The following is a 13851-nucleotide window of genomic DNA, read 5'->3' on the forward strand; positions in this document are numbered from 1 at the left end:
CGGTTACTTTTTAGTTACGAACTTTTTTCTTTCATTCGATGGAACTATCCCCATCGCTTCACGATATTTTGCTACGGTTCTTCTTGCTACCTGAATACCTTGGTCTGCTAGTAAAAGCATAATTTTGCTATCGCTTAATGGTTTTTTTCCGTTTTCTGCCGCGATTAATTTTTTAATCATTGCTCGAATGGCGGTAGAGGAGCATTCAGCGCCAGCATCGGTATTCACATGGCTGGAGAAAAAGTATTTTAGCTCAAAAAGGCCTCGAGGAGTATGAATAAATTTTTGTGTAGTAACGCGAGAAATGGTTGACTCATGCATTTCAAGGGCGGAAGCAATATCATTAAGAATCAATGGCTTCATGGCCTCCTCTCCGAGCTCGAGAAAACCTTGTTGATATTCCATAATACATCGAGCAACCTTAAGCAGAGTTTCCTGGCGGCTTTGAATACTTTTTAAAAACCAGCGGGCTTCTTGCAGATTGTTTTTTAAAAATAGGTTGTCGGCACTATTATCTGCACGTTGAATCAATGATGCATATTGGTTGTTAATGCTTAATTTTGGTAAAACATTTTGATTTAAAATAACTTTCCACTCATTATTTATTTTTTTAACTGTTAAATCGGGAATAATATATTCAGTAATATCATGGTGAATTAAATGTCCTGGTTTGGGATTTAAGCCTTGAATGATACGTAACACATCATTAATGGCTTTTTCGCTAACCTGATGGTTTTTCATCAATTGTTTGTAGTTATGTTGGCCAAGTAAATCCAAATCTTCGAGAATAATTTTTTTAGTAAGTTCTAAGTGCCTTGTTTCTGGTGATAACTGTTCTAGCTGCACCAGTAAGGTTTCCGCTAGATACAAAGAAGCACAGCCTACAGGGTCAAATAATTGTAAGCGATGGCGTACGACCTCTATTTCTTCTCGGTCAATGGGATGTTCTTCGCTGTTTAGGCTGGCGTGCAAATCGTCAATAGAGGTGCTTAGAAACCCATCATTATTAATCGCATCAATCAGGGTTGTCGCTATGGCCCGGTCTATGTCACTCATGGGGGAGAGCGCTAATTGCCAGCGTAAATGGTCTTGTAAATTGGTGGTAGTGCAATGCAAATTATCAAAATTATAATCACTGTCGTCAAATTGATGACGCTTATTGGAAATTTGATAAAGCTCAGACCATTGAAAATCCGTGGGCTCATCGTTGTTTCTGGATTGAGCCTCAGGAGGTAATTCTTCTTTATCCTCATTGGGGGTAGCTTCCAACATTGGATTGGATTCTACAATGAGTTGAATTTCTTGTTGTAGGTCAATAGTAGATAACTGCAAGAGCCTAATTGCTTGCTGTAGCTGTGGGGTAAGCGCCAAATGTTGGCCTATACTAAGCTGCAGTGACGGTTTCATGCAAATCCTCTTTGTTTCTTTCTACTGCCGTTAACTATCAGTTTAAACGATTCGTAAGGATTATCCAGTATTTGCGATGGTTAAATTAACTTAACTCTATGAAATTGAGAAAAAACTAGTGGTATCCTCAGGATAGAAGGGAAGAGCGTAGGTCGTACTCATAGCCTGACATTTCTTCAAGTACTCTAGATTTTTACAAAACTAAAGGGCGAGAAAAAACGGGTCACGAGAATGACCTACAGCAAAAGGTTGCTTGCAACTAAAAGTATAAGAAAATGTAATGCAATAAAAAGCCCCTAGTCGGGGCTCAATAATTATTTTACTTTCTTTTCTTTAAAAAGAACGTGTTTACGAACTTTTGGATCGTACATCATCAATTCCATCTTTTCAGGATGGTTACGTGGGTTTTTAGTTGTAGTTTTATAGTATCCAGTTCCTGCTGTGGATTCCATTTTCACTTTGATGGTGACAGCTGCCATGGTTTATCCCCTTAATTATACTTTTTCGCCATTGGCTCTGATTTGATCCAGAACCTTCTTGATGCCTAACTTATCAATTATACGCATACCTTTGGTACTTACGCGTAAAGTGACGAATCGGCTTTCTTCTTCAACCCAGAAACTATGATTTTGAATGTTGGGTAGAAAGCGTCTTTTGGTTTTGTTGTTAGCGTGCGACACTTTGTTACCAGTCATGGGTCGCTTGCCAGTTACCTGACATACTCTAGACATTGTGTTACTCCAAATTTAGAAATTTTATGGTTGTCTTTGTAATATTCTGGGCAAATAGCCGGATGTGAAATACAAGAGCGGTTTTATATCAAAAAAACGCAACAGTTGCAAGATTTTTCTAGAAACATATAATCGCTTTTTTTATAAATTGAGTTATTAGTATGCATCGTAAAATAAAAAGTTATGTATTGCGAGCAGGGCGTGTAAGTAATCGCCAGCAGCAAGGATTGGATCTTTGGATTAAGGATTATGCCTTATCTATGGCGGATTCTCCGTGGAATTTAGCTGAGGAGTTTGGACGCGAGGCAGATACTATTGTGGAAATTGGTTTTGGTATGGGGACCTCTTTGCTACAGATGGCAGAAAATAATCCAGAACTTAATTATATTGGCATTGAAGTTCATCAAGCCGGAGTAGGGAGCTTGGCTGCTGACTTGCATGATCATCAGCTAACTAATGTGCGTATTGTGGCTCACGATGCGGTGGAAGCGTTTCAAACTAAGATTGCTGATAATTCTCTTGCGGGGATACAAATCTTTTTCCCAGATCCTTGGCATAAGAAGCGTCATCATAAACGTCGTTTAATTCAACCTGAGTTTATTCAATTGCTGAGCCAAAAAATTAAAACAGGTGGATTTATTCATTGTGCTACCGATTGGCAGGAATATGCCGAACACATGCTCGAAGTTTTGTCTGTGGCTCCAGGGTTGCATAATTCACAAGCCGAAGGAGGCTATTCTCCGAAGCCTGAGTCACGCCCTTTAACTAAGTTCGAGCTGCGAGGCGAGCGTTTGGGACATGGGGTTTGGGATCTTATTTTTCTGAAATCGTAGGATGGTCCTTGGCGGTAGGTCATTCCGGGCCTACCTTCTTGCATTGATATTCGATTAGTCACTGTGTAATATTAGTCCGATAGCAACCAGAAAAGGATGTCATATCATGGGATTTGTCACCGAGCTAAATAAAGCCATTGAATCAGGGACTGAGCGATTTCAAGAATTTATTACCCAAAAACTAGAAGCAGATGAACATTATCTAAAACAATCCTTTTGGATGCCGGATTCCACCCAGTTGACGGCAGTAAATTATTTAATTCAACAACATCAAGAACCTGAGCTCGATGCAGAGCGGGATAGCGCACCATCTAATTTGACTCCTTATATTTCTTTTGTTTTAACAAGAGCACAGGATAAAAATGTTGGAGAGCCAGTACATTATGCAATTTCTTTGGGCAAATATCGTTTGGCGAGCAATCTTTTAGAACAAAGCTTTTTTGATGTAAATCGGCGGAATAAAGAGGGGCGTACTTTATTGTCCCTGGCATTAGCCACTAGAAAAGTACAATTATTGCGTGCAGTTTTAGCACGGAACCCCAATATCCATGAAAGCAATCAATTATCAGATGAACCTATCGAATATCAGCCCCTGCATCAGGCAATTTTGTCTAATTTTGGTTTGGGTGTAAGAGCATTAGTGCAGGCGGGAGCACAATTAAACAACCCTGCGGGGCCTTTGATGGATACACCGCTTTTGCTTGCGGCACGACTAGGGAAAATTAAAGCGCTTGCTGCTTTGCTGGCCTCTTCAGAGGGAGAGCTTGACCTTGAGGCTGAAAATAGTGATCGTGCTGAATCTTACGAACATGGCCATAACCCGATAGAAGCATTATGCCAGCTTTTAGCTCTGGAGCCCAAGAAGACATCATTAATCGACGGTGTTGCTATGTTACTTTGTCATGGTGCGGAACCACCTCGTCGAGAAGAAATGCGTCAATTATTGGCAAGCAAACGCATGGAACTGCTAAAAGCGATTGATTTATATCTTGAAAAACACAGTGAATTGGTTGATCCCTTTGTAAGGCGATGCCATTTGATTGGTACTCCTTTGCATTCAATTATCTATGTGGATCATTCTTGGGGCTATGCATTGCGTCAACTTTTTGGCCGCCCCAGTTCTGCGGGGTTTATCGTAGAAAGTTGGGTTACGCGAAAATATGGAGATAATGCAGAAAATAGTTTGGGTAGTGTGGAGCTGTCTTCTAAGGCGGGTTCAACTTATACCGGAAAGGAAGACCCAATTAAATTACATGCCGTATTCTCAGAGCGTTATCGATTAGCTTATAACAGTCAGCGAATTACGAACCCCTGGAGTACTATGAATTGGATGATTGCGGAGGGGTTAAGCGATTGGGCTGCTGTACTTAAATATTCAAAAGAACATCCTACTAGTAGAACACGTCTTATTATTAACGACATGATTAAAGCAGAAACTAAAAATCTGCATGAAGATATACCAACGAATGCGAGCACTCCGGTTATCGTGACCCCTTAACTGTGGCGATTTTGCAATAGCTCATAGGTTGGGTCTATGGCCTGAGGGATCGACTCGTTTTAATTAAGAGGAGCATGTATTATGCTCCTCTAAAATTATCTCCCAATGAGTCTCAACGTTTATTTTTTTCCTAATCAGTTGGCATCCTAGATAAAAGAAAGACAAGACCCTCCGATGTTTATAAGAGTTTGCTTGAAAATCATAATGTAATTTTAATTTCTCCGCTGAAGCCCCCGTAATCCAGGCAATGAGGCTAGCAATGGCCGCGAGTAGTAACCAAACTGTATACCGTTCTGGTTTGAAGGTGATGTTGTTATCGAAGCTAAAGCCATACCGAGTCGACTTAGTATCTCTAAAGTTTTCTTCAATGGTCATTCTTCGTTTGTATTTAATGCGAGCGAGATTAGGGTGTTCTTTAACTTCCTCTAAAGACGTCACAAGGAACCAAGGTTCTCTCCATGAGGCACTGTATTTCCTAGAGTCCTTGCCTTGGGCAGGTTTTTTCGTTTTGGTCATTTGATGACGCCCTTTAGGCGTTCCTTTGTAAAGGACCACATGATGAAGGAGGACATTGGTTTTCGCGATAGCCCAAAATCCTAAGTAACGTGCTTTATTCGTGGCCTGGGAGAACACCGTTTTAATCGCATAAAATCCACCTCCTGCATCATACTGAGTGATTCCTCGTACACGTCCTACATAATCCCACCCCATAGCTAATACCGATTTTAGATTGTTTAAGAAATTGCGATGGATGTGCGGATTGTTTTCTTTCGATTTAGGATGAATTTCTTCATAAAGAGTAATACCTCGACCTGGTGCAGGAAATACCGCGCGCAGTAGGCACTGCTCTTTACCCTCACAATAATATTGGCTATTTGGAATACTTGACCAATCCACAACTATATCAGGAGTTGCGGTATGTTTAAGAACTCGACTACATATACTTCGATAAATTATGAGCGATTCACGCTGATAAAACTGATTACTTAGAAAACGGTCTATTAAACGAATACCGGAGCGCTCTTTCGCTTGCCCATTCAAACATCGGCCTAATTGACTTAATTGAAGCTCCTTACTCTTTATTACACCGTTTACTATCGTAATTAAGCTTTTTAATCGTGTTTTATGAATTGATGAAGAGAATAGTTCATGTAAAATAGTGCTTACTTGCATCGTATGGCCTCAATGAGTCTTTGGTCGGAATCAATGAGATCACGTTATACGATGCAAGTCCAGATTTTTAAAAACGAGTCGATACCTCAGGTCTATGGCCCAACTTAAAAGTTATAACCGTGGTGCGAGGTGCTATCTTTTAGAAAAAAACCTAGGCATGACTTCACGAGACAAGAGTATCTACTTGCTTAAACTTCATATACCTCCTAAAATCCTAGCTTTCTTAAAATCGGTCAGGAGAGTAGTACATGGGGTGGAACGAGCCAGAGAAAGGCAAAGATCCCTGGAAGGGTAAAAATCAACCTCCAGATTTGGATGAAGCTCTAAAACGTCTTCATGACAAGTTGAAAAAGATGTTGTTTGGGAACACTGGCAAGCCTGGAGCTGAGCCACCCAAAACATCCAATTCGAATACTAGTTTAGTGGCAATAATGGTCGCGGTGTCTGCATTTATTTTGTGGGTATTGGCAGGGATTTTTATTGTTGATCCTGCCGAACAGGCTGTCATTCTTCGCTTTGGTAAATACGTAGAGACTGTAGGGCCGGGGCCACATTGGATACCTAGACTTATTTCATCTAAAGTAGTAATGAATGTCGATAGACTTTTAGATTATTCTTATTCCGCTCAAATGCTGACGAGTGACGAAAATTTAGTTTCTGTATCTTTAGCGGTACAATATCGTATTGGTGATTTACAACAGTATTTGTTTAATGTAGCGAATCCTGAAGAAAGCTTGCAACAAGCGACTTCTAGCGCATTAAGACAGGTTGTTGGCACAACTACTTTAGACCAAATCATCACTGAAGGGCGAGAGATTTGGGGGAATCAAGTACAAGAAACCTTAAGCAAAACTTTGGGTATGTATAAAACAGGTATTGTGATTGTCAACGTATCTCCTCAACCTGCTCGTGCTCCTGAGAGTGTACAGGATGCTTTTGATGATGCCATTAAAGCACAAGAGGATGAAAAGCGTTTTAAAGAGCAAGCTCTTGCCTATGCCGCTAAAGTCGTTCCGATTGCAGAAGGTAATGCTAGCCGTATTAAGCAAGAGGCAGAAGCTTTTTCTAAACAGGTTGTTTTGCAGGCACAAGGTGAGGTCGCTGAGTTTTTAGCATTACTTCCACAATACACGCTTACACCGGAAATAACCGCGAAACGCATGTATCTGGATACAATGCAAATGGTCTTAACTAAGAGCAGCAAGATTATTGTTGATGGTAAAGCAGGCAATTTATTGTATTTACCCTTAGATAAGTTAGCGAAAGGTCAACCAGATCCTTCTCCTATTGCTAGTAAGCACAGTGCGAAAGCAGAGCGTGGAGCTACGGCTGAGGCGGGTAATTTGATTGATGGCCGTATACTTACCAGACCAGTTTATAATCAAGGGGGACAGCAATAATGAAGAATTCTACTAGAGCCCTTGGTATTTTATTGTTCATTGCGCTTTTGCTGTTTTTTGCCTGCGTATTTACTATAACTGAAGGACAGCAAGGGATTATTTTGCGTCTAGGCCGTTTAGTAAATGATGGCGATACGGGTAAGGTTAAAGTATTCGCTCCAGGTTTGCATTTTAAAGTTCCATTCATTGAAAACGTGCGTATTTTTGATACTCGCATTCAAACGATGGACATTAAATCAACACGTATTGTCACCAAAGAAAAGAAAGACGTGATGGTAGATTACTACGTGAAATGGCAAATTATTGATTTGGCTCGCTATTTTAAATCCACAGGCGGTAATGAATTTAAGGCGGAAACATTATTGGAGCAGCAGCTCAATACTTTACTGCGTGCGCAATTTGGTAAACGTACTATTTCTGAAGTTGTCTCTGGTGGTCGTGATGATGTGATGGATTTATTACGTGTTGCTGCGGAAAAGCAAGCGGGTGAATTGGGTATTAATGTAGTTGATGTGCGTATTAAAGGGATTGAATTGCCAGCAAATACCAGTAATGCTATTTATCAGCGCATGCGTGCTGATATGCAAAAAATTGCCAATAGACATCGTGCTGATGGACAAGCCGCTGCTGAAGAAATTCAAGCAAGGGCTGATGCTGATGTGATGGTATTACTTGCACGCACAGAGAGTGAAGCACAAAAAGTACGCTCTATAGGACAAGCAAAGGCTGCATCAATTTATGCGGAAGCATACAGTAAGAATAAGGACTTTTTTACGTTATATCGTAGCTTATTAGCGTATGAGGGTAGTTTTAACAGTAAAAGAGACATCCTGGTTTTGGATCAAAGCAGCGCATTTTTTAATTATTTTATGCAACCAATACCAAAAAATGATGGTATCACTGCTAAAAAGTAACTATAATGTCCGATTTTGCTGAAATCAGGTTCAATTCCTGGCAGTGTTTTCAGATTAAGAGTGGATCATGGGTAAGAACGTTGTTGTTTTAGGTACACAGTGGGGCGATGAAGGCAAAGGCAAAATCGTCGATTTATTAACGCAAGACGCGCAGGTCGTTGTTCGCTATCAAGGCGGACATAATGCGGGGCATACTTTAAAAATTAAAGGGGTGAAAACAGTTTTACGTTTAATCCCATCAGGTATGCTTAGACCGCATGTTACCTGTTACATTGCGAATGGCGTGGTTTTGTCGCCAGAAGCTTTATTGGCTGAAATTAAAGAGCTTGAGGCGACCGGACTTGATGTTCGTTCTCGCTTGCGAATTAGCTTGGCTTGCCCATTAATTCTCCCATTCCATGTTGCTTTGGATAAGGCACGTGAATCTCATATGGGGAAATCCGCTATTGGTACTACAGGTCGTGGAATTGGCCCTGCTTATGAAGATAAAGTAGCGCGACGCGCATTAAAAGTGGGTGATTTATTCCATCCTGAACGTTTTGCACAAAAATTGAATGATGTACTAGGTTATTACAATTTTGTCTTGACTCAATATTTCAAACAACCTGAAGTTGAGATGCAGCCTATTTTGGATGCTGCAGTAATGTGGGCAGATGAACTACGCTCTATGGTTTGTGATGTTCCTACTGCGTTACATGAACACCGTGAAAAGGGTGACAACATTCTATTTGAAGGAGCCCAAGGGGTCTATTTGGATATTGACCATGGTACTTATCCATTTGTTACGTCTTCAAACACCTGTGTGGGTTCGGTAGTCAATGGTGCTGGTTTTGGTCCTAAGTTCATTGATTACGTTTTAGGCATTACTAAGGCATACACAACGCGTGTTGGTGGTGGTCCTTTCCCAACTGAACTTTTTGACGACGTGGGCAAGCGAATCGCTGAGCGTGGTCAAGAATTTGGTGCGGTGACTGGCAGACCTCGTCGTTGTGGTTGGTTTGATGCGGTTTTATTAAAGCGTTCTATCGAGTTGAACAGCATTACTGGCTTGTGCATGACTAAATTAGACGTTTTAGACAATTTAGATGTGTTGCGTATAGCGGTAGCGTACAAAGACAGCAATGGCAATTTAGTATCACGCCCACCTCAAGCAGCGGATGATTTTGAAGGTTTAGAGCCAATTTATGAAGAAATGCCAGGTTGGAAAGAGTCTACGGCAGATGTGACTAATATGGCTGATTTACCGGCGAATGCAATTGCTTATTTGAAGCGTATTGAATCCTTACTAAAGGTGCCTATTCATATGTTATCAACCGGACCAGAACGCGATTCTACAATTATTCTTCAGGATCCGTTTACTGCATAAGACCTCTTGGGTTGGGCTTTACAGCCCAACCTACCCATTCAATCTCATTGTTCAAGATCTCCCGGCAATTGCTCTTTATTCGAATGTAGGTTGGCTGTAAAGCCCAACATTTCATCCAGAGCGGAAGCTATTAGAAACATTTAATACTGACTCTCAAAAGCGTGTAACTTCTGCTCAAGATTCCACTGCAGCTGCCCTTTTTCATTATTCTTAAGGAATTCCTTGCAGTTAGCACTGTTTAGAGCTTGGCATTCTGTCACTAATTGTGCCTTCTCAGCATCTGCCCAAATGCTTTTTCCCGGAGCAAAAGAGTAGGTTAAGGCATTACGGTTTATCTGTTTTACGGTTTGATAATCTAAACCATGTCCAATCACTGCTTCTACATATTGAGTAGTTAAATCCGTACGCAAAATCCCTTCATCATCTGTAGATAAAACTACGGGAACATGATGTTTTAAATAATAGTTTAAAGGATGCTCTTTTCCGGAAACATTTAAGATTCGCTTATTACTAATTAAATTAATTTCCACAGCTTTATGCTGTTTTGCCATATAGTTCAAGGTTTTCTCCGCATCATCTTCATGAGCAATATCAACACCATGGCCAATCCTTTGCGCCTGTCCGGTTAAAAGCGCATCGTGAATATGATAATTTAAGTCACTTGGCGTAGCTATTTCCGAAGTAATTTCGCCCGCATGCAGGGAAATATTAACTTGCGGATAGATTTTATGCAGGTATTGAAAGATTTGCATTTGTTGTCGATAGTCACGCAATGAAATAATGCCATCTTCTGCTTGTACGAGGTTTACGCCCACTAAACTTCCAGCCCTGCTTTGCGAACGAGCAGCTGCTTCAAATGCATTGAGTGTTTGGGCAAAAACGGCATCTAAAGGTTGTTCTCTTAAGGAGTAATATAAAAATTTAAGTGTAAGTTTACAGTTTTCGGATTCAGGATTGCTATCACAACTTAATTCCTGCCGCGCTTGTTTTAGCGCGTTCTCGGTTTCTGCAATGGTATTTTCAATATTTTTTTGAAAGTCTTGATTCGCTAATAAAATTTCTCGCATTTCCGCAAACGAAGTGGCCCCTTTAAGTAATACACCAAAACTAAGTGAGTTTGCATTATCGGGTAAAACCATTAGCTCTAAGTATTGTTCATGTTGATTGGCAGCTCGTTTAACTACATCAACGATGAGTTCAGGACTGTGATCCATGACGATGGGCAAAAATTTGAAGAAGCTATTAAAAAAGTGATCGTGGCTTGATTCTGCTCCTGGAACAAAGTCTTGTAAGGACCAAGCTCTAACCGTTTTAGTATAAAGTGCCGGCGTATTAGTTAGTTCACTCATACTCATTTTGTCTTTACAGAGTTCTGCATTGTCATTGACCGCAAAGGTTTTCGTATCCAGACAATAGTCACCTTTTGCTGCTATTTCAAGCATCGCTTCGGGGTATGCACCTCCGGCCAAATGATAATGTAATTCTCCTCCCTTAGGCATCTTTTTGAAAAAGGCGTATAGGGCGTTGGGATCATTTTTCACCTGCTCAAAATAGCTTTGAACGTTGGCCTGGGCTTGGGAAATTATAAAAAGGCCAAGCAGCGAGGGGAGTGATTTAACTATGTTCATAATGTCCTTTGGGGTCACCATTAAAGTTGGATTATCTCATAAAAAAAGTGAGGATTAAAACGTGAGCCTTAGTAAGACAAGATATTTTAAGATTTGTTGAGGGTTTCATTATACCCATTGTATTTCGACTTTATTCATTGCAAAATGATTTTACCAATATCTAACCAAATCAAATAAATATGACCAAATTACTATCAAGATTTAGCGCTATTTTGAGTGTTTTTATTGGCGTTATGTTTTACCTCGGCCTTATAACCGCTGGGGGCAGTGCTTCCGCAAAAACGATGAGGCAAACCATTAATATTGGTATTTATGCGCCCTTTTCTACGAAATCAGCTTACATCGGCAGAAACATGTTGGCCGCAATGGAAATTGCTCGTGCTCAAATAAAATCTGCTGAAATTAATTATGAGTTTTATACTTTGGATACGCAACACAAGAATGAGCATAGGGCGGATACCTTACAAAAATTCATTGAGGCACGTCATATTAATGTGCTTTTGACCGAAGGTGCTGCATCAGGTGCGGTAGTTGCTCCTTTAGCCGCAAAAAATAATATCATTCATTTTTGCTTAGGCTGTGATGCCATTGCTGATGGCAAAAATAATTTTCAGGCACAAAGTCCAAACCATCAACATGGAGCCGCATTAGCAAGTACCATGAAACCTGAGTTTGTCGCGCAATTCAAACAGGAATATTTTAGCCAACCAGTTACTGAAGCGGGTTATGCTTATGATCTCTTCCATTTATTAAATAGCAGTGCGGTGCTGGCAATGAAAACGAATACTGGGTTTTCCAGCAAGGCGATTGCAAGCCAGTTATTAGCGCTTGAGTCTGGCACAGGCGTTATGGGCTCTTTTAGCTTAAATAAAAATGGGCTTGCTTACAGTAAGAACATTTTGACTGCTTAGTTATTTATTTTTCGTTTATTTTGGCTAGAAGAGCATGTTCTATGCCCTTCTAGTCTCATTTATTTAGCTACTCAATTAAATCGAACGCTCGCTAAGGAATGGTGGCTACCCCCACATCGACTGAGACAAACCCATTATTTCCCACAAGAGCGATTACTTCAGCCACAAAGGGCTAAATACCTTGAGGCAGGGTAGATAAAATAGCGGGAGATAAAGAAATAGTCCAGCTGCCAGCAACATCTGTTGATGTTGTGTAGTTACTCCATTAACTGTTAAGGTAACTGGATCTTCTGCAAGATTACGGTAATTAATACAATTTAATCCTGCTGCAAAACCGTTGCAATTAGTCCCATTGGAAATAAAAGGAACTGCATCAAAGCGCTTGTTATTGGCTTGTGCGGGATTATTTAAAATATTTTCCAGGCGTGCTCAATAAGCATCCTGGTGAACAAGGTAATTGGTTTTTTCAAATTCAAATTGGCAAGGTAATTTCTGTCCTTATCTTTCTGCGCTAAATTTTATTTGTGCAAACGAGGATAGTTCATAGCCTAAAGTGCCATTAAAATGAAATAAACTTATTGACGTAGGTATCCGAATTTCTCTGAAACGGGCGATAACCTGTATGGGGGGGCGGCTATAGCTATTGATGATAGTTGTGGCGATTCATGTCAGCGCAGAATGGGGCATCGAAGACTAAATCTGCAAGCCTACTCAATAGTAGGCTTGTTTAGATGGAGGCTAATGGGGTGGGTTAGCGCACTAAGGATTTCTTCAAGATAACAATACGCTGATACGCCTCATCAATACGTTTCTGCTTAATTTCACCAGAACGGATCTTGGCTTCAATAATTTGAATTATTTGCTCTGGGTCTTGTTTTGCTGCCAAGGTATTACCAAAAATAAGCATATCAGCACCCGCATTGATGGCCAGCACTAAGGCCTGTTCTAAGCCATAATGATCGCTAATTGCTTTCATTTGCAGGTCATCGGTAATAATAACACCATCAAAATGCAGGCGGTGACGTAAAAGATCGGTTAACATTTTATGCGATAACGTTGCTGGCAGCCCTGACGTGTCAAGCTGACGGTTAACTATGTGCGCACTCATGATCATGCCACAAGAATACTTTTGTCCTAATAAGTGCCGATAGGGCTCTAATTCGGACATTCTCCAGGTATCGGTAACATCGACAAAGCCTAAATGTGAATCCGCTGTAGAGCTACCATGTCCAGGAAAATGCTTATAAACGCATTGGAGTTTTTTATTTAAAAAATTTTGCGAATAAATTTCCGCATCTTGAATAACCGTATTGGGATCGCTAGAAAAACTGCGTTCCTTTCTAGCAATTACAGGATTATCTGGATTGATATTCACGTCAAGTAATGGCGAAAAATTTAAATTAAAACCTGAATTGACTAGGGTTTTCGCCATGAGTTCGGCGTTCGCTTCAGCGGCTTGTGGGCCTTGTTTACCTACCTCTCCTGGAGTTAGTGTCGCAGGAAATCCATATTGTTCGCTGAGACGTGTAACTTTTCCACCTTCATAATCCACCGAAATGAGCAGCGGTAAAGCAGGGCGATGGTATTTTAAATTAGCTTGCTTAGTAAAATATTGTAAATCACGATTTAATTGTTTTACTTGTGCAGGAGACTCGATGTTTTTATCAAAGATTTGCGTTTGCCCATTGTAGTCAAATAAAATGACTCCACCAATATTATCTTTGGCAATTATTTTTACTATTTCTGATTGCGCATCAATGTGCTTGCCATCAAACCCAATAAGCAACATCTGACCAATTTTATCATGTAAACTGATGGGAGCAGCTACTGCTGCTATGCTGGTTGTGATACACACTAAGAATAAAAAAATTGACTTTAAGTAGTCCATGTTTCACTTTAATTTAACCAAATATTGCAATAATGTACCATTTTGGTTTATTTTTATCAAGTTAATATTCTCTGTTGCCTGTTGTTTAACGAGTTTAAAACA

General features: G+C 40.3%; 12 protein-coding genes. 6 read left to right on the forward strand and 6 right to left on the reverse strand.

What is annotated here, in order from left to right:
• Positions 1-3: 3 nt before the first annotated feature.
• The 3 genes from J2N86_RS02450 to rpmB form a co-directional block, all read right to left on the reverse strand.
• Positions 4-1407, reverse strand: coding sequence for an RNA polymerase factor sigma-54 (locus tag J2N86_RS02450; protein WP_252580720.1), 1404 nt, complete (start codon positions 1405-1407; stop codon positions 4-6).
• A 314-nt stretch (positions 1408-1721) separates the two neighbouring features.
• Complete coding sequence (gene rpmG, locus J2N86_RS02455; RefSeq protein ID WP_003635328.1) at positions 1722-1886, reverse strand: 50S ribosomal protein L33; 165 nt, start codon at positions 1884-1886, stop codon at positions 1722-1724.
• A 15-nt stretch (positions 1887-1901) separates the two neighbouring features.
• A complete protein-coding gene (gene rpmB, locus J2N86_RS02460) occupies positions 1902-2138 on the reverse strand; it encodes a 50S ribosomal protein L28 (protein WP_133136967.1) in 237 nt (78 codons plus the stop codon).
• A gap of 161 nt (positions 2139-2299) precedes the next feature.
• Between rpmB and trmB the strand changes: the two genes are divergently transcribed.
• Positions 2300-2971, forward strand: a complete 672-nt coding sequence (gene trmB, locus J2N86_RS02465; RefSeq protein ID WP_252580722.1) for a tRNA (guanosine(46)-N7)-methyltransferase TrmB — start codon at positions 2300-2302, stop codon at positions 2969-2971.
• A gap of 106 nt (positions 2972-3077) precedes the next feature.
• The gene (gene ankC / locus J2N86_RS02470; RefSeq protein WP_252580733.1) at positions 3078-4469 is read left to right on the forward strand and encodes a Dot/Icm T4SS effector AnkC/LegA12; all 1392 of its coding nucleotides are present in this window, start codon (positions 3078-3080) and stop codon (positions 4467-4469) included.
• 63 nt (positions 4470-4532) lie between these two features.
• On the opposite strand, the gene J2N86_RS02475 is transcribed toward ankC, so the two are convergent.
• Positions 4533-5642: an IS4 family transposase gene (locus J2N86_RS02475; protein WP_252580735.1), complete on the reverse strand. Its 1110-nt coding sequence runs from the start codon at positions 5640-5642 to the stop codon at positions 4533-4535.
• Between the two features lie 248 nt (positions 5643-5890).
• Between J2N86_RS02475 and hflK the strand changes: the two genes are divergently transcribed.
• The 3 genes from hflK (at position 5891) to J2N86_RS02490 (ending at position 9322) form a co-directional block, all read left to right on the forward strand.
• Positions 5891-7042, forward strand: coding sequence for an FtsH protease activity modulator HflK (hflK, locus tag J2N86_RS02480; RefSeq protein ID WP_252580737.1), 1152 nt, complete (start codon positions 5891-5893; stop codon positions 7040-7042).
• Positions 7042-7956 (forward strand): protease modulator HflC, encoded by a 915-nt coding sequence (gene hflC, locus J2N86_RS02485; RefSeq protein ID WP_252580739.1) that lies wholly within the window; start codon positions 7042-7044, stop codon positions 7954-7956. Before hflK ends, hflC begins: the two co-directional genes overlap by 1 nt.
• 67 nt (positions 7957-8023) lie before the next feature.
• The gene (locus tag J2N86_RS02490) at positions 8024-9322 is read left to right on the forward strand and encodes an adenylosuccinate synthase (protein WP_252580741.1); all 1299 of its coding nucleotides are present in this window, start codon (positions 8024-8026) and stop codon (positions 9320-9322) included.
• 140 nt (positions 9323-9462) lie between these two features.
• Here J2N86_RS02490 and J2N86_RS02495 read toward each other — a convergent pair whose 3' ends face one another.
• Positions 9463-10950 (reverse strand): adenosine deaminase family protein, encoded by a 1488-nt coding sequence (locus J2N86_RS02495; protein ID WP_252580743.1) that lies wholly within the window; start codon positions 10948-10950, stop codon positions 9463-9465.
• A 179-nt stretch (positions 10951-11129) separates the two neighbouring features.
• Here J2N86_RS02495 and J2N86_RS02500 point away from each other — a divergent pair, with 179 nt between their 5' ends.
• A complete protein-coding gene (locus tag J2N86_RS02500; protein ID WP_252580745.1) occupies positions 11130-11861 on the forward strand; it encodes an ABC transporter substrate-binding protein in 732 nt (243 codons plus the stop codon).
• Positions 11862-12612: 751 nt separating this feature from the next.
• On the opposite strand, the gene J2N86_RS02505 is transcribed toward J2N86_RS02500, so the two are convergent.
• A complete protein-coding gene (locus J2N86_RS02505; RefSeq protein ID WP_252580746.1) occupies positions 12613-13749 on the reverse strand; it encodes a glycoside hydrolase family 3 protein in 1137 nt (378 codons plus the stop codon).
• Positions 13750-13851: the final 102 nt, after the last annotated feature.

Source organism: Legionella lytica (genome assembly GCF_023921225.1).
GTDB lineage: Bacteria > Pseudomonadota > Gammaproteobacteria > Legionellales > Legionellaceae > Legionella > Legionella lytica.